The organism is Rothia halotolerans, assembly GCF_004136635.1.
GTDB classification, from domain to species: Bacteria; Actinomycetota; Actinomycetes; order Actinomycetales; family Micrococcaceae; genus Rothia; species Rothia halotolerans.
The window spans coordinates 243,055-258,510 of record NZ_NOIU01000001.1 but is presented as its reverse complement, the minus strand read 5'-3'; the positions used below and the strand labels follow the sequence as shown (position 1 = coordinate 258,510).

The following is a 15,456-nucleotide window of genomic DNA, read 5'->3' as shown; positions in this document are numbered from 1 at the left end:
CCCTCATGCCAGCCCACGGCCCCTCGGACCGCCCGGCTCCCCGCGCAGGCGCTCCCGTCTCCGGCCGGCGGCTGGCGGCCCTGACGGCCGTCGCGGTGGGGCTCGCGGCCACGGCCGCCTACCTCTGGATGTCCGCGGAGCAGCTCCGCCGGATGGAGACCCCCTCCTGGGACCTGGCGATCTTCACCCAGCTGGCGAAGGCGTACGCCGGGGCCTCCGCCCCGATCGTGGACGTCAAGGGATACGGCTTCAACCTGCTGGGCGACCACTTCCACCCCATCCTGGTGCTGCTGGGGCCGGTCTACGCGGCATGGCCCTCGCCGATGGCGGTGATGGCGGTCCAGGACGTGCTGCTGGGGGCGGGCGCCGGGATCCTGGCGTGGTTCGGCTGCCGCTGGATCGGCCCGGTGCGCGGGGCCGCGCTGGGGCTGGGGTTCGCCCTGAGCTTCGGCGTCCTCGAGGCGGTGCGGGTCCAGTTCCACGAGGTGGCCTTCGCGGTGCCGCTGCTGGCGGCCTCGCTGTGCCTGCTCGCCCTGCGGCGTTTCCTGCCAGCGGCGCTGTGGGCCGCGCCGCTGGTGTTCGTCAAGGAGGACCTAGGGATCACGGCGGCTCTCATCGGGGCCCTGATCGCCGTTATCGCCGCGGCTCAGCGGGATCCCGAGGGCGCGTGGACCCCGCGGGGGCGGGCTGTCCGCGCTCCCGGGCCCGCCCGGTGGGGAAGGGCCGGGGGAGCCCCGCGGATCGGCGGGTCCGGGAGGCCTCGCGAGAGCGGCGGACGCCGCTGGGACGTGCGCCGGCCCGGCGTCGTCCCCGGGGCGCTGCTCTGCCTGTGGGGCGTGGGATGGACGCTGCTGGCGATCCTCGTGGTGCTCCCCGCCCTGAACCCGGAGGGAGCCTTCGACTACGGGGACCGGGTGGACCTCGGGGCGGCGCTGGCGGATCCGCTGCGCTCGCTGGCCCTCATGCTCTACCCCTGGCAGAAGGCCGAGACGCTGGCGCTGATCCTCGCGACCGGGGCCGTGGTCTTCCTGCGCTCGCCGCTGGCGCTCGTCGCGCTGCCGACCGTGGCCTGGCGCTTCCTCTCCGAGGAGCCCGGGTACTGGGAGCCGACCTGGCACTACAGCCTCGTGATCATGCCGGTGCTCTTCGCCGCCCTGCTCGACGCCGTCCTGCGGGGCAGGCGCTCCGGAGCGCGCCGGCTGGGCGCCGGGCCCGGAGCGGTCCTCTCCCGGGCGTGGAACGGCTGGGCCGCGGGCGGGCCCCTCCTCGCGCTGGCCTTGGGCCTCCTCCTGCTGCCGGCCTCCCCGCTGGCGGCGACGGCGCAGGAGACCGGGCGGCCGGTGTCCCCGGCCGTCGAGGCTCAGCGGCGCGCCGTCGACCGGGTGCCCGCCGGCTCGCTCGTGGCCAGCGACCTCTCGGCCCTCACCTTCCTGGTGCCGGATCACCGCGTGCTGTGGATCGGCAACGAGGGCGATCCGGCGCCCGACTACGTCGTCCTGGACACCGACGGGAGCACCTGGGGCGGCAGCGGCCCCGGCGACCCGGTCGGCTACGCGGAGCGGAAGTACGACGCCGGCTACTCGCTCCGCTCCCAGGAGGGCGGGATGACGGTGCTCGAGCGCACGGACTGAGCCGATCCCGCCCCGGAGCCGTCGCGGGATCGGCGGGGCGTCGGCCCCGGGCCGGTGCCCCGCCGTCGCGGGGCCGGTGCAGCGCGGGAGGCCCCGGCGCCGGAGGACGCGAGGGCGCCCGTGCCCCGGCTGAGGATTGCGTCACGTCTTCCCGGCGGGAGAGCGCCGATGCGGTAGGATGGACACTTACCGGGATTCCCCGTTGTGTGCCGTGTCAGTCCCGCGTATGGGACCCGGCCGTTACATCAGAAGTGTCGAGCTCGCCGCAGCGCGCATCATCAGTTTTCCATCTCCCACCGGATCGTCCGTGGGAGGGGTGCGCCCACAGAGGATATGAAGGTCCGTCCGCCGGACCGCATTGCGGGCAGTTCACAAGGGGATACACCGGCGTCCGCCGTCGAGACGACTCGGCGCGTGATCACCCCGATGTGCAAAGGATATGTGGTGACCGAAACCAACTCCGCCCTGCCCGAAAACTCCTCCTCCGCCGAGAGCGAGGAGACCGTCCTGTTCACCGATCTCGGGATCGACGGCCGCGTGCTGTCCTCCCTCCAGGAGATCGGCTACGAGAAGCCGTCCCCCATCCAGGCCGAGACCATCCCGCTGCTGCTGCAGGGGCGCGACGTCGTCGGCCTCGCCCAGACCGGCACCGGCAAGACCGCGGCCTTCGCGGTCCCCGCCCTGTCCCACCTGGCCGAGCTCGCCGACGTCCACGGCCCGTCCCAGACCACCCAGGTCCTGGTGCTGGCCCCGACCCGCGAGCTGGCCCTGCAGGTCGGCGAGGCGTTCTCCTCCTACGCCAAGCACCTGGAGAACTTCACCGTGCTGCCGATCTACGGCGGCTCGCCCTACGGCCCCCAGCTGGCCGGCCTGCGCCGCGGCGCCCAGGTCGTCGTCGGCACCCCGGGGCGCGTCATCGACCACCTCAAGCGCGGCTCGCTGGACCTCTCGCAGCTCAAGCACCTCGTGCTCGACGAGGCCGACGAGATGCTGCGCATGGGCTTCGCCGAGGACGTCGAGCAGATCCTCGCCGAGACCCCGGCCGAGAAGCAGGTCGCGCTGTTCTCCGCGACCATGCCCAAGTCCATCCGCCACCTGGCGGAGCGCTACCTCAACGACCCGGTCGAGGTGCGCGTGAAGTCCAAGACCACCACCGCGGCCAACATCCGCCAGCGCTACATGCAGGTCATGCACTCCCACAAGCTGGAGGCCATGACGCGCGTGCTCGAGGTCGAGGAGTACGATGGCGTCATCGCCTTCGTGCGCACCAAGAAGGAGACCGAGGAGATCGCCGAGAAGCTGCGCGCCCGCGGGTTCACCGCGGCCGCGATCAACGGCGACATCCCGCAGAACCTGCGCGAGCGCACGGTCGAGTCGCTGCGCGAGGGGCGCATCGACATCCTCGTGGCCACCGACGTCGCCGCCCGCGGCCTCGACGTCGAGCGCATCTCGCTGGTCGTCAACTTCGACATCCCGCACGACACCGAGTCCTACGTGCACCGCATCGGCCGCACCGGCCGCGCCGGGCGCGAGGGCGAGGCGATCCTGTTCATGACGCCGCGCGAGAAGTACATGCTGCGCCAGATCGAGAAGGCCACGCGCCAGCAGGTCGAGCAGATGCACATGCCCACCGCCGACGCCGTCAACTCGACCCGCCTGCAGAAGTTCGCGGACGAGATCACCGAGACGATCGAGAGCAGCGACCTCTCCATGTTCAAGGGCCTGGTCGAGGAGTACCAGACCGAGCACAACGTGCCGGCCGAGGACATCGCGGCGGCCATCGCCGTGATCGCCCAGGCCGGGCGCTCGTTCCTGGTCGAGGAGCTGCCGGAGAAGCCCAAGCGCGCCCGCGAGGACCGCGGCGAGCGGGGCCGGGACGACCGCGGCCGCGGCGAGCGGGACGACCGCGGCGGGCGCAAGCGCCGCGACGAGGGCCTGAAGACCTACAAGATCCAGGTGGGGCACGACCAGCGGGTCTCCCCGGGCTCGATCGTCGGCGCGCTGACCAACGAGGGTGGCCTGAACGGCTCCCAGGTCGGCAACATCGACATCCGCGGGGGCTTCTCCCTCGTCGACCTCCCGGAGACCGTGGACCTCGGCGCGCTGCGCGACATCGAGATCAACGGCTCGCCGCTGCGCATCGAGGCCGACCGCGGCGGGCGCGGCGGCGGTCAGGGCGGCCGCGGCCACCAGGGCGGTCGTGGCGGCTTCCGGGGCGGCCGTGAAGACCGCGACGGCCGGGACGACCGCGGGGGCTACCGCGGCGGCCGCCAGGACCGCGGAGGCTACCGCGGCGGGCGCGAGGACCGCGGCGATCGCGGGGGCTACCGCGAGGACCGCGGCGGCTACCGCGGAGGCCGTGACGACCGCGGTCCCCGCGGCGGCCGCGGCGGCGGATTCCGGAAGTTCTAGGGTCCGCCACCCCCTCCGATCACTGATGTGATCAGCGACATGCTGTGCGGATTTGTCGGTTCCGGCAAGGGTCTGTATAGTTTTATGTCGTTGCCCCGATAGCTCAGTGGTAGAGCGCCATCTTGGTAAGATGGAGGTCCCGGGATCGATTCCCGGTCGGGGCTCTCATGCTGAGGGCCTGCATCAGGTTCATTCCTGGTGCGGGCCTTCCATGTCACGGCGGTGTAGCTCAGCTGGTTAGAGCGCACGACTCATAATCGTGAGGTCGACGGATCGAGCCCGTCCACCGCTACAGAACCGGGATCCCCGGCATTCCAGGCCACAGGCTGCGGATGCCGGGGATTTTTCGCGTCCGGGGCCGCGGGGGATGCACACCACCCCGCACGTCGACGCACGTTCCGCTCCCGGAACCGCGCAGGAACGCCCCGAAAGCCCCGCCCACCCCGATTGATAGGATGCGCAGATGGAATCTTACGAGACGATCACCGACCGCGGGGACCCCGGCGTGCAGCGCATCGTGGACGTCGCGAAGCCCTCGCGGACGGTCCTGCGCACCATCCTCGTCGAGGACGAGGAGCCGGTCCTGCAGAGCCTGCGCGGCGGCGTCGACTTCATCGAGGTCTACGCCCTGGAGACGGCGCCCGTCCCGGCCGAGGTGGCGGAGATCTGCCGTGAGCGGGAGATCCCGATCCGCCTGCTGGGCACCTCGCTGGCCACCGAGGTCTTCAAGAGCGAGAAGCGGCCCAAGCTCTTCGGCATCGCCCGCGCGCCGCGGGCCCTGCGGCCCGGCGGGGTCTACGGGAGGACGGGCGACGTCGTCGTGCTGGACGGCGTGACGATCGTGGGCAACATCGGGGCGGTCGTGCGCAGCGCCTACGCCTTCGGCGCCGCCGGGGTGGTGCTGGTGGACAGCGGCCTGGCGAGCATCGCCGACCGCCGGCTCATCCGGGCCAGCCGCGGCTACGTCTTCTCCCTGCCCGTCGCGCTGGCTACCCGGGAGCAGGCCAGGAACATGCTCGCCGAGGGCGAGCGCCGCGTGGTGGCCCTGGACGGCGGCGCCCGCCGGCGGGTGCGGGAGATCTCCGGGGACGCCGGGGACCTCGCGCTGGTGTTCGGCGCGGAGAAGACCGGCCTGTCCGAGGAGGTCGCCTCGGCGGTGGACTGGACCGCCGCGATCCCGATGGCGGCCGGCACCGAGTCGCTGAACGTCTCGGTCGCGGCCGGCATCGCGCTCTACGACCGCTCCGAGCGGGCCCTGGGGCGCTCGGACGCGGGGGAGGCCGCCGCCTCCGCCTGAGCGCCGCGTGCGCGCCGGTAGGCTGGGGTACGACGTCGTCGGGCCCCGCCGGGCGGAGCCGCGACCGACCACTCCACCAGAACCCCACCCGCCAAGGAGAGCCATGCCAGCATCCCCGAGCCTCGCGGAGGACCTGGCCGGGCGCGTCTACGCCGACGCCCCGGTCTACTCCGTCTCCCGCGAGAAGATCCGCGAGTTCGCCCGCGCCGTGAAGGCCCAGGCCCCGGCGCACCACGACGTCGACGCCGCCCGCGCGCTCGGGCACGCCGACCTGGTGGCCCCGCCCACCTTCGCGATCGTCGTGGCCCAGGCCGCGGACGCGCAGCTGATCCAGGACCCCACCGCCGGGATCGACTTCTCCCGGGTGGTCCACGCGGACCAGCGCTTCACCCACCACCGCCCGATCGTGGCCGGCGACGAGCTCAGCGCCACCGTCCACGTCGACGCCGTCCGCTCCCTGGGGGCCGGCGCCATGATCACCACGCGCGAGGAGATCGCGGACGCCGCCGGCGAGCCCGTCGCCACCGCCGTGTCCTCCCTGCTGGTGCGGGGAGGGGAAGAGGAGTGAACGTGAACCTCGCAGAGCTCGAGAAGGGCCAGAGCATCGGCACCCGCGAGATCCCGGTGACGCGCGCCGACCTGGTGCGCTACGCCGGCGCGAGCGGCGACCTCAACCCCATCCACTGGAACGAGCGGTTCGCCCGCGCCGTCGGGCTGCCGGGCGTCATCGCCCACGGCATGTTCACGATGGGCGCCGCCGTGCAGCTGGTCGTCGACTGGGCCGGGGACCCCGGTGCGATCCTCGACTACCAGACGCGCTTCACCAAGCCCGTCCCCGTGCCCGACGCCGAGGGCGCCGGCTCCCCGGAGACCGGTGGCAGCGTCGTCACGGTCTCCGGCAAGATCGCCGCGCTCGACGCCGAGGCCTCCACCGTCCGCGTGGACCTGGCGGTGACCGCCCCGGACGAGGCCGGGAAGGACCAGAAGGTCCTGGTGAAGGCCCAGGCCGTGGTGCGCCTCTGAGCGACATGAGGACCCCGCGCCCCACCGACCGCGCCTGGCTGTACGCCGTCCTGGGCGTCTACCTGGCCAGCGGCCTGTCCATCTCCGCATGGCTGGTGCGCGTGCCCGCCATCGCCGGCGAGCTCGGGCTGAGCGCCGGCCCGCTCGGGATGCTGCTGCTCGCCCAGACGGTCGGCGCCTTCCTCTCCGTCTCCGCCTCCGGGCCGGTGGTGATGAGGCTCGGCGCGCAGCGCACGCTCTGGCTGACCTTCGCGCTGATGATGGTCGGCGGCTTCGGCCTCGCCGCGGGGGTGACGCTGCTGCACTCGGTGGCGGTCGCCGGGATCGGGCTGGGTCTGTTCGGCCTGGGCCAGGCCACGTACTCGGTGGCCGCCAACGTCCAGGGAGCCGCCGTCGAGCGGGCGCTGAGGAAGCAGCGCATGCCGCTGATGCACGGCTGCTTCTCCGTGGGTACCGTGCTCGGCTCGATCGTGGGCACCGCGATGACGGCGCTCGGGGTCTCGGTCTTCGCCCACATGGCCGGGGTCTACGTCGTGGTGATCGCGCTGGTCATCGTCTCGATGCGCTTCACCCGGCACGAGGGCGGCGACATCCAGCCCACCACCACGGGACTGATGGCGATCGTCGACCAGCGGGGCGGTCCGTACACCGTGCGCCACGCGTGGCAGGAGCGGCGGACCGTGCTGCTGGGCCTGTTCGTGCTCGGCATGGCGCTCGCGGAGGGGGCCGCCAACGACTGGGTCGCGCTGGCGCTGACCGACGGCTACGACGCCTCCGCCTCGGTCGGCGCGATCGGCTACGGCCTGTTCGTCACGGCGATGACCACCGGCCGGCTGCTCGGCACCGGGGTGCTCAACGTCTACGGCCGCGTCGCCGTCATGCGGGTCGCCTGCGGCCTGGCGATCGTGGGGCTCGCGGGCTTCGTGCTCTCGCCGTGGCTGTGGCTCGGCCTGATCGCGGTCTTCGTGTGGGGCGTCGGGGCGGCCCTGGGCTTCCCGGTCGGGATGTCCGCCGCGGCCGACGACCCGGTCCGCGCCTCGGCCCGCGTCTCGGTGGTCTCCACCATCGGCTACGGCGCCTTCCTGGGCGGTCCGCCGTTGCTGGGCGTGCTCGGCGAGGCGCTGGGGGTCCGCAACGGGCTGGCCGTGGTCCTGGTGCTGGTGGTCTGCTCGCTGTTCCTGGTGCCGCAGCTGGCGACGCCGAAGCGCGAGCCGCGTGCCCCGGACGGGGATTCCGAGCCGCACCTGCGCGGTCCCCTGCCGGGCGAGGACGAGCGTTAGAGGCCCCGGCCACACCCGGCTCGGTGCGCCCTCCGGCTAGACTGGATGCCGTGACTGAGACCCTCCTGAGCGACCTGACCACTCTCGGCGTGGGCGGACCCGCCGCCTCCTACGCAGCCGCGACGAGCACCGAACGGCTCGTGGACGCCGTCGCCCGCGCCGACGCCGCGGGAGAGCCCCTCCTGGTGCTCGGCGGCGGCTCCAACCTGCTGATCGGCGACGCGGGCTTCGCCGGGACCGTGGTGCACGTGCGGACCCGCGGCGTCGAGATCTCCGAGCGCGCCGGGAGCGAGGGCGTGCTGCTGCGGGCCGCGGCGGGCGAGCCGTGGGACGAGCTGGTGGCCCGCGCCGTCGACTCCGGGCTCTCCGGGCTCGAGACGCTCTCCGGCATCCCCGGCACCACGGGTGCGACGCCGGTGCAGAACGTCGGCGCGTACGGCACCGAGATCTCCCAGCTGCTGACCCGCGCGTTCGTCTACGACCGGCGGGAGCGCCGGCGGCTCGAGCTGAGCCGGGACGAGCTGGCCTTCTCCTACCGGGACTCGCGCCTGAAGCGCGAGACCATGGGGCACTCGCCCCGCTACGTCGTGCTCGAGGTCGAGTTCGCGCTGCCGCGCAGCGCCGCCTCGGCGCCGATCCGCTACGCCGAGCTGGCCCGCGTCCTGGGGGTCGAGGTCGGCGAGAGCGCCCCGGCGGCCGAGGTGCGGCGCGCGGTCCTCGGCCTGCGGGCCGGCAAGGGGATGGTTCTGGACGCCGGGGACCGGGACACCTTCAGCACCGGCTCGTTCTTCACCAACCCCATCGTCCCGGCGGGGGAGGCCGGGGCGGTTCCCGACGACGCCCCCCGCTATCCCGTCCTGGACCCGGCCGGCGAGGTCGACGCCTCCAGGATCAAGCTCTCCGCCGCCTGGCTGATCCAGCACGCGGGTTTCACCAGGGGCTTCGGGCTCGACGGCGAGGCGGCGGGGATCGCGGGCGGGCGCTCCTCGCTCTCGACCAAGCACACCCTCGCCGTGACCAACCGCGGGGGCGCGAGCGCGGGGGACGTGCTCGCGATCGCCCGGACGGTGCGCGACGGCGTGCAGGAGGCCTTCGGCGTGCGGCTGGAGGCCGAGCCGGTGCTGCTCGGCGTCGAGCTGTAGCTGGCAGTTTCCTGCGCATCGGCCGTTCCGTGGGGCGTACCATATACCGGAGGGCCGCCAGCACCTAGACTGGGGAGCACGTTTGTCACCCGAGCGCGCCAGGAGGTGCCGGTGAGCCTAGAGGCCGAGATCGAACAGGGGCAGCGCGAAGGGCGCCTGCACCACCTGCTGGGACGGTTCAAGGCGTTCACGCACCGGCACCCCGTGCTGCGGCTGGTCTACAAGGGGCTCGTGACGCTGGTCGGAGGAGCGATCGCGCTGGCCGGCGTCGTCATGCTGGTGACGCCGGGGCCGGGCTGGCTCGCGATCTTCCTCGGGCTCGGGGTCCTGGCCACGGAGTACCCGCTGGTCCATCGGTTCAACCAGTGGGCCAAGGGCAAGGTCGTGGCCGTGTGGCGCGCGTACCGGCGGCGCCGGGAGCAGCGCCGCGAGCGGACGGAGAGGGTCCGCGCGGAGCGGGCGGGGGCCCGGGTCGCCCGCCGCCAGCGGCACGACCTCCTCATGGCCCGGATGCACAGGCGGCACAGCTGCGCACCGCATCGCCGGCGCGGTGCGCACCCCCTGGTCCTGCCGCGGACCGGGCGGATCATGAGCCACTCCTGACGGGCCGACGCCCGCCGGGGCGGACGGAAACTCGAAGGGAAGAGAGGGCAGGCCCGTGCGTCTCACCGCGTTCTCCGACGTGAGCCTGAGGACCATGATGCTGCTCGTCGGCGTCGAGAGCGGCAGCCGGCTGACCACCCAGCAGATCGCCGAGGCCATCGACTCCCCGTACCACCACGTGACCAAGGCCGTGGCGCGGCTGAGGTCGCTGGGGCTCGTCGACGCCGCGCGGGGCCGCTCGGGCGGCGTCGCCATCACCCCCGCCGGCGGCCGGGAGACCGTGGGACGCCTGCTGAGGGAGCTCGAGGGGGACCAACCGATGGTCGAGTGCGAGGCCGCGGACGGCGCCTGCCCGCTCGACTCCTCGTGCCGGCTGCGAGCCGCGCTGGGGAAGGCCAGGGAGGCCTTCTACGCGGCGCTGGACGACATCGTGGTCTCGGACCTGCCGCACGCGCGGCAGATGGGCCCCGTGATGCTCAGCCTGGGCCTCACCGTCTCCCAGGGCGAGACCACGCCGCAGCTTCCCTGACGGGGCCTCACCCTCCTGGCCGTGCGCGGCCCCCGCGTCCACCGGAAGCGGGCCCCTCAGGCCCGCGGCGAGCACTGACGGAACGGCGCGACCCTCACCGATGCGGCCCCGGGATCCCCCGATTCAATAATTGGTATTCAAAATGCTAGTTTTAAGGGGCACACAGATCCCGACCGCCGGAGGCATCCCATGCTGTCTGCCAAGTCCCGTCCCCTCATCGAGGCCACCCTTCCCGTCATCGCCGAGCGGATACCCCACATCACCCCCGTCTTCTACCGGGAGATGTTCCAGGCGCGCCCCGACCTGATGGACGGGATGTTCTCCCGCTCCTCCCAGCTGGAGGGCTCGCAGCCGCGGGCGCTCGCCGGCTCCATCACCCTCTTCGCCCAGTGGCTCGTCGAGAACCCGGACGCCTACCCGGAGAAGATGCTCTCGCGCATCGCCCACAAGCACGCCTCGCTCGGGCTGGATGAGGGGGAGTACCCCACCGTCTACCGCTACCTGTTCGGCGCGATCGCCGCCGACCTGGGCGAGGCGGCGACGCCGGAGATCGTGGACGCCTGGACCGAGGTGTACTGGCTCATGGCCGACGCCCTGATCTCGCTCGAGAAGGACCTCTACGCCCGGCAGGCCAACGACGAGGTGCGTTCGCCCTTCCGGCTCGTCCGCCGGGAGGAGACGGGGGAGGACGTCGTCGTGCTCACCTTCGAGCCGGCCGACGAGACCCCGATGACGCCCGCGCTGGCCGGGCAGTACGTCTCCCTCTTCGCCCGCGCGCAGGACGGCCTGCTGCAGCCGCGGCAGTTCACCCTCCTGCCCGCCGGGCCGGGGCAGCGGCGGGTCTCGGTCCGGCGCGATCCGGAGGGGGAGATGACGCCGATCATCCACGCGCGGCTGCGGGAGGGCGACGTCGTGGAGCTGTCCAACCCCTACGGCGACCTCACGCTCGACGTCGTGGCGGACGGGGGAGAGGAGCCGCTGTACCTCTTCGGCGCCGGCATCGGGCTGACGCCGGTGGTCTCCCTCGTCGACGAGCTGGCGCGCCGGGGGAGCGAGCGGGAGGTCGTGGTCGTCGCGGCGGTGCGCTCCCGGGACGCCTGGCCCCTGCGCGAGGAGCTGGCCGCGGGCGTGCGCTCGCTGGCGAACGGCCGGCTGCTGTCCTTCACGGAGGAGACCGACGAGGGCACCTACCGGGGCCGGGCGGACGTGGGCCTGCTGGAGGTGCCCGCCGAGGCGAGCGCCTTCCTCTGCGGGCCGCTGCCCTTCATGCAGGGCGTCCGGTCGCAGCTGATCGACGCCGGCGTGGCGGCCACCGCCATCCGCTACGAGGTCTTCGGCCCCGACGAGTGGCTCCCGCGGAGCTGAGCCGCGCCCGCGGGGCCGGGGTCAGGCGCCCTCCTCCTCCGGGGCGAGCGGGCGCTCCTCGAGGACGCGGTCCAGCAGGGAGCGGCCCTCCCGGGCGGTGAGGCCGAGGTCGCGCAGCGCCGCGAGGTAGTCGCGGGTCAGCGTCAGCGCGCGCTCCTCGGCGTCGGAGGCGGCCCGGACGAAGCTGCCGGAGCGCCCCCGGGTCTCGATCACGCCGGCCGCCTCGAGCTCTCGGTAGGCCTTCGCGACGGTGTTGGGGGCCAGGTCCAGCCAGCTCGCCAGCCGGCGCACGGGCGGCAGCCGGGTGCCGGGCGCGAGCGTGCCGCGGGCGCGGGCGTCGATCACCCGGCGGCGCAGCTGCGAGTAGGGCGGCACGTCCGAGCCCTGCTCGACGGCGAAGAACCCCCGCGCCGCCTCCTCGTCGCCGAGGTCGAGGGGAAGCGGACGGGGGTCCGGACCGGTCACGGCGGGCGCCCTAGAGGGTTCCGGTCGCGATCTTGAGCATGCGGCGCACCGGCTCGGCGGCGCCCCACAGCAGCTGGTCGCCCACGGTGAAGGCCGAGATGTACTCCGGGCCCATCGCGAGCTTGCGGATCCGGCCCACCGGGATCTGCAGGGTCCCCGAGGCCGCCACGGGGGTCAGGTCCCGCGCGGTGGCCTCCTTGGTGTTGGGCACCACGGCGGCCCACTCGTTGTCCTCCGCGATGATCCGCTCGATCTCCTCGACCGGCAGGTCCTCGGTGAGCTTCATGGTCAGCGCCTGCGCGTGCGAGCGCATGGTCGCGATGCGCACGCACAGCCCGTCCATGATCACCCGGTCGGAGCCGGAGAGGCCGAGGATCTTGTTGGTCTCGGCGTCGGCCTTCCATTCCTCGCGGGACTGGCCGTTGCCGAGGTCGGAGTCGATCCAGGGGATCAGGGAGCCTGCCAGGGGCACCTCGAACTGCTCGGTGTCCAGCTCGTCGGAGCGCTGCTTCTCCAGCACCTTGCGGTCCACCTCCAGGATGGCCGAGGCCGGGTCCTCCAGCTCCGCGGCGACGCCGCCGGAGATGTCCCTGAACCCCTTGAGGACCTCGCGCATGTGCCGGGCCCCGCCGCCGGAGGCGGCCTGGTAGGTCATGGCCGTGGTCCACTCGACGAGCCCGCGGCGGAACAGCCCGCCCAGGCCCATCAGCAGGCAGGAGACGGTGCAGTTGCCGCCGACGAAGTCCCGGATCCCCGACTCGAGTCCGCGGTCGATGACGTCGCGGTTGACGGGGTCCAGCACGATCAGGGCGTCCTCGGACTGGCGCAGGGTCGAGGCGGCGTCGATCCAGAGGCCGTCCCAGCCGCGGCGGCGCAGCTCGGGGTGCACGGCCTTGGTGTAGTCGCCGCCCTGCGTGGTCACGATGATCGGCAGCTCGGCGAGGGCGTCGATGTCGTGGGCGTCCTGCAGCGTCCCGGTCTCGGAGGCGCCCGCGAAGCGCGGTGCCTCGCCGCCGGCGTTGGAGGTGGAGAAGAACACGGGGGCGATCCCGGAGAAGTCGCCCTCCTCTTCGAGGCGCTTCATGAGCACGGAGCCCACCATGCCGCGCCACCCGACAAAACCCACTGCATCTGAACGGCTGAAAGTCATGGGGCACAGTCTACCGGTCGAGAGGCGGACGGCCGAGTCCGCGTCGCAGGGGCGGAGCACGACGCCGTCCCGCCGCGGGCGGCTCAGCCCGCCCGGCGCCGCTCCAGGAAGCGGTAGGGGACGGGGCGGGGAGCCAGGGCGCCGTCGGGGCCGGCGACCCGGGCCCGCTCGTCCACGCCCTGGCCGAGCGTCTCCTCGGTCCACTCCGGGCCCAGCGCGGGCGCCCGGCGGTCCCCGGGCACCTCGACGTCCAGGCGGGTGACCAGGACGCGGGAGAGCCTGCCGCCGAGGACCTCGGGCAGGCCGGCGGCGTCGAGGACGCGATCGTACAGGCTCGCCCCGCCGATGATCCAGATCCGCTCCTCCCCGCCGGGGGCGCGGGCCGCCAGCGTCAGGGCGCGCTCGAGGTCCGGGACCCACCGGGCGCCGTCGCGCTCCTCTCCCTCCCGCGGGGCGCGGCGGCTGAGCACGATGTTGGCGCGGCCCGGCAGCGGCCGGAACCGCTCCGGGAAGGACTCCCAGGTGGAGCGCCCCATGATCACGGGGAAGCCGGTGGTCGCCCGGCGGAAGAACGCCATGTCCTCCGGCACGTGCCACGGCATCGAGCCCCGCGCGCCGATGACGCGGCCGCGGGCCTCGGCCCAGACCGCGGCGAGCTCGGGGCCGGCGGGGCCCGCCGCACCGGCGTCCGTCCCGGCCTGCGCGGCGTCGTCCCTCTCCGGGCCGGGGCCGGCCGCCCCGCCCGCCGGCGTCCCCTTCCCCACGGCGTCGCTCATACGGCGATCGGCGCCTTGATCGTGGGGTGCGGGTCGTAGCCGAGGACCTCGAAGTCCTCGTACTCGTAGGCGTCGATGGACTCGCGGTGCCCGATGCGCAGCTCGGGGTAGGGGCGGGGCTCGCGGCTGAGCTGCAGCCGCACCTGGTCCATGTGGTTCTCGTAGATGTGGCAGTCCCCGCCGGTCCACACGAACTCGCCGGGGGCCATCCCCACCTGGTCCGCGACCAGCCGGGTCAGCAGGGCGTAGGAGGCGATGTTGAACGGCACTCCCAGGAACATGTCCGCCGAGCGCTGGTAGAGCTGGCAGGAGAGCCGGTCGGGACTGTCCTGCACGGGCTCGACGTGGAACTGGAACAGCGCGTGGCACGGCGGGAGCGCCATCTGGTCGACCTCCGCCGGGTTCCAGGCGGTCACGATGTGCCGGCGGGAGTCGGGGCGCCGGCGCAGCGAGTCGATGACGCGCGCGAGCTGGTCGATGCTGCCGCCCTCGGGCCGGGGCCAGGAGCGCCACTGCACGCCGTAGACGGGCCCCAGGTCACCGTTCTCGTCCGCCCACTCGTCCCAGATGGTGACGCCGCGCTCCTGCAGCCAGCGCACGTTCGAGCCGCCGCGCAGGAACCACAGCAGCTCGATCGCGACCGACTTGAAGTGCACGCGCTTGGTCGTGAGCAGGGGGAACGAGGAGGAGAGGTCGAAGCGCATCTGGCGCCCGAACACGCCGAGCGTGCCGGTGCCGGTCCGGTCGGTGCGCCGGTGGCCGGTGGCCAGGATGTCGCGCAGGAGGTCCTCGTAGGGGGTGGGGACGGGTTCAGTCGTCAAAGGGCTTGACCTGTTCTATCGAGATGACGCGGTCGCGGTGCCTGAGGCTGACGTTCAGGACGATCATCTCGCCCGGCGTCAGGTACGGGTCCTTGGCCGGCAGCTGCGAGCGCAGCTGCTTGGGGCAGTGCTTCCCCAGGGCCTCCAGGACGGTGGGGAGCACGGGACGGTGGGTGCACAGCACCACCGACTGGCTCGAGTCGAAGAGCGTGTGGACCAGCCGGGTGACCTTCTCCGGCTTGCGGCTGTGCGCGGCCTCCGTGAGCCGGTTCTTCTCCTTCACCGGGACGGAGAAGCGCTGGGCGTAGCCCGCGACGGTCTGCATGCACCGCATCCACGGGCTGGAGATGACACGCGCGGGCCGCCAGCAGGCCAGCAGGTTCCCGACGGCGACGGCCTGCCGCCTGCCCGTCGCGGCCAGGGGACGCTCCCCCTCGGCGCGGGACCACGAGGAGCGCGGCTTGGCCTTCGCATGCCGCACGACGACGATCTGCCGGGTCTTCAGGTCCTTGGCCTCCCGCAGCTCCAGGAGGCGGTCCAGCGGTGCGGTGTCGGTGGGGTTGGTGAGCATCTTGCGGGCCTTGGCGGGCGAGACCCACTCGAGGCGGTCCACCTCGCCGTCGTCGGGCTCGGCGTGCGCCGCCGGGTCGGTCTGGGCCGCCCAGTAGTACACGTCCTTGCGGCGCTTCGAGACCGTGTACGTGGTGGTGGCCAGGGGCGGGCCGAGGGTGACCTCGAGCCCCACCTCCTCGCCGAGCTCGCGCACCGCGGTCTCCGGGATGGACTCGCCCCGGTCCTGCTTGCCCTTGGGCCAGGACCAGTCGTCGTACTTGGGGCGGTGGATGATCAGCACCTCGAACCCGCCGTCGCGCTCGCGCCAGCAGATCGCGCCCGCGGCCACGATCGGCGGCCGGGCGTCGGGTGAATGGGACATAGGCGTGGGTTCCTTCGGGGCGGAGAGG

General features: G+C 73.2%; 15 protein-coding genes and 2 tRNA genes. 12 read left to right on the top strand and 5 right to left on the bottom strand.

Going from position 1 to position 15,456, the window contains the following annotated elements:
• Window positions 1-5 precede the first annotated feature (5 nt).
• From EWV39_RS01275 to EWV39_RS01220, 12 genes are all read left to right on the top strand, one after another.
• The gene (locus EWV39_RS01275) at window positions 6-1,631 is read left to right on the top strand and encodes a DUF2079 domain-containing protein (protein WP_129656496.1); all 1,626 of its coding nucleotides are present in this window, start codon (window positions 6-8) and stop codon (window positions 1,629-1,631) included.
• A 426-nt stretch (window positions 1,632-2,057) separates the two neighbouring features.
• Window positions 2,058-4,043: a DEAD/DEAH box helicase gene (locus EWV39_RS01270; RefSeq protein ID WP_420329927.1), complete on the top strand. Its 1,986-nt coding sequence runs from the start codon at window positions 2,058-2,060 to the stop codon at window positions 4,041-4,043.
• Window positions 4,044-4,135: 92 nt separating this feature from the next.
• Window positions 4,136-4,207, top strand: a tRNA-Thr gene (locus EWV39_RS01265).
• Window positions 4,208-4,261: 54 nt separating this feature from the next.
• Window positions 4,262-4,335: transfer RNA gene (locus EWV39_RS01260), tRNA-Met, on the top strand.
• A gap of 171 nt (window positions 4,336-4,506) precedes the next feature.
• On the top strand, window positions 4,507-5,340 hold the full coding sequence (locus EWV39_RS01255) for a TrmH family RNA methyltransferase (RefSeq protein ID WP_129656494.1): 834 nt from the start codon (window positions 4,507-4,509) through the stop codon (window positions 5,338-5,340).
• Between the two features lie 103 nt (window positions 5,341-5,443).
• Entirely contained in the window at window positions 5,444-5,908 is a 465-nt protein-coding gene (locus EWV39_RS01250) for an FAS1-like dehydratase domain-containing protein (RefSeq protein ID WP_129656493.1), read from the top strand.
• Window positions 5,905-6,363, top strand: coding sequence for a MaoC family dehydratase (locus EWV39_RS01245; protein WP_129656492.1), 459 nt, complete (start codon window positions 5,905-5,907; stop codon window positions 6,361-6,363). The genes EWV39_RS01250 and EWV39_RS01245 overlap by 4 nt, the downstream gene beginning before the upstream one ends.
• Window positions 6,364-6,368: 5 nt before the next feature.
• Window positions 6,369-7,643 (top strand): MFS transporter, encoded by a 1,275-nt coding sequence (locus EWV39_RS01240; RefSeq protein WP_129656491.1) that lies wholly within the window; start codon window positions 6,369-6,371, stop codon window positions 7,641-7,643.
• A gap of 50 nt (window positions 7,644-7,693) precedes the next feature.
• Window positions 7,694-8,785: a UDP-N-acetylmuramate dehydrogenase gene (locus EWV39_RS01235; RefSeq protein WP_129656490.1), complete on the top strand. Its 1,092-nt coding sequence runs from the start codon at window positions 7,694-7,696 to the stop codon at window positions 8,783-8,785.
• Window positions 8,786-8,896: 111 nt separating this feature from the next.
• Entirely contained in the window at window positions 8,897-9,388 is a 492-nt protein-coding gene (locus EWV39_RS14055) for a PGPGW domain-containing protein (RefSeq protein WP_238147961.1), read from the top strand.
• Window positions 9,389-9,443: 55 nt separating this feature from the next.
• A complete protein-coding gene (locus tag EWV39_RS01225; protein WP_129656488.1) occupies window positions 9,444-9,917 on the top strand; it encodes an RrF2 family transcriptional regulator in 474 nt (157 codons plus the stop codon).
• Between the two features lie 189 nt (window positions 9,918-10,106).
• Window positions 10,107-11,282, top strand: coding sequence for a globin domain-containing protein (locus EWV39_RS01220; protein WP_129656487.1), 1,176 nt, complete (start codon window positions 10,107-10,109; stop codon window positions 11,280-11,282).
• Window positions 11,283-11,303: 21 nt separating this feature from the next.
• On the opposite strand, the gene EWV39_RS01215 is transcribed toward EWV39_RS01220, so the two are convergent.
• From EWV39_RS01215 to EWV39_RS01195, 5 genes are all read right to left on the bottom strand, one after another.
• Window positions 11,304-11,747, bottom strand: a complete 444-nt coding sequence (locus tag EWV39_RS01215) for a GntR family transcriptional regulator (protein ID WP_129656486.1) — start codon at window positions 11,745-11,747, stop codon at window positions 11,304-11,306.
• A 10-nt stretch (window positions 11,748-11,757) separates the two neighbouring features.
• Window positions 11,758-12,897 carry an aspartate-semialdehyde dehydrogenase gene (gene asd, locus EWV39_RS01210; RefSeq protein ID WP_129656485.1) on the bottom strand — a complete coding sequence of 380 codons (1,140 nt, stop codon included), beginning with the start codon at window positions 12,895-12,897 and terminating at the stop codon, window positions 11,758-11,760.
• Between the two features lie 83 nt (window positions 12,898-12,980).
• A complete protein-coding gene (locus EWV39_RS01205; protein ID WP_129656484.1) occupies window positions 12,981-13,673 on the bottom strand; it encodes a dihydrofolate reductase in 693 nt (230 codons plus the stop codon).
• Window positions 13,670-14,494 carry a thymidylate synthase gene (locus tag EWV39_RS01200; RefSeq protein WP_129656483.1) on the bottom strand — a complete coding sequence of 275 codons (825 nt, stop codon included), beginning with the start codon at window positions 14,492-14,494 and terminating at the stop codon, window positions 13,670-13,672. Before EWV39_RS01200 ends, EWV39_RS01205 begins: the two co-directional genes overlap by 4 nt.
• Complete coding sequence (locus EWV39_RS01195) at window positions 14,484-15,428, bottom strand: NUDIX hydrolase (RefSeq protein ID WP_129656482.1); 945 nt, start codon at window positions 15,426-15,428, stop codon at window positions 14,484-14,486. Before EWV39_RS01195 ends, EWV39_RS01200 begins: the two co-directional genes overlap by 11 nt.
• Between the last annotated feature and the right edge of the window lie 28 nt (window positions 15,429-15,456).

What these genes read in the sequence shown, in the direction of transcription:
- EWV39_RS01195 (WP_129656482.1), bottom strand. Translation starts at nt 15,428, where the DNA reads ATGTCCCATTCACCCGACGCCCGGCCGCCGATCGTGGCCGCGGGCGCG.
- EWV39_RS01205 (WP_129656484.1), bottom strand. Translation starts at nt 13,673, where the DNA reads ATGAGCGACGCCGTGGGGAAGGGGACGCCGGCGGGCGGGGCGGCCGGC.
- EWV39_RS01220 (WP_129656487.1), top strand. Translation starts at nt 10,107, where the DNA reads ATGCTGTCTGCCAAGTCCCGTCCCCTCATCGAGGCCACCCTTCCCGTC.
- EWV39_RS01255 (WP_129656494.1), top strand. Translation starts at nt 4,507, where the DNA reads ATGGAATCTTACGAGACGATCACCGACCGCGGGGACCCCGGCGTGCAG.
- EWV39_RS01270 (WP_420329927.1), top strand. Translation starts at nt 2,058, where the DNA reads ATGTGCAAAGGATATGTGGTGACCGAAACCAACTCCGCCCTGCCCGAA.
- asd (WP_129656485.1), bottom strand. Translation starts at nt 12,897, where the DNA reads ATGACTTTCAGCCGTTCAGATGCAGTGGGTTTTGTCGGGTGGCGCGGC.
- EWV39_RS01240 (WP_129656491.1), top strand. Translation starts at nt 6,369, where the DNA reads ATGAGGACCCCGCGCCCCACCGACCGCGCCTGGCTGTACGCCGTCCTG.
- EWV39_RS01275 (WP_129656496.1), top strand. Translation starts at nt 6, where the DNA reads ATGCCAGCCCACGGCCCCTCGGACCGCCCGGCTCCCCGCGCAGGCGCT.
- EWV39_RS01250 (WP_129656493.1), top strand. Translation starts at nt 5,444, where the DNA reads ATGCCAGCATCCCCGAGCCTCGCGGAGGACCTGGCCGGGCGCGTCTAC.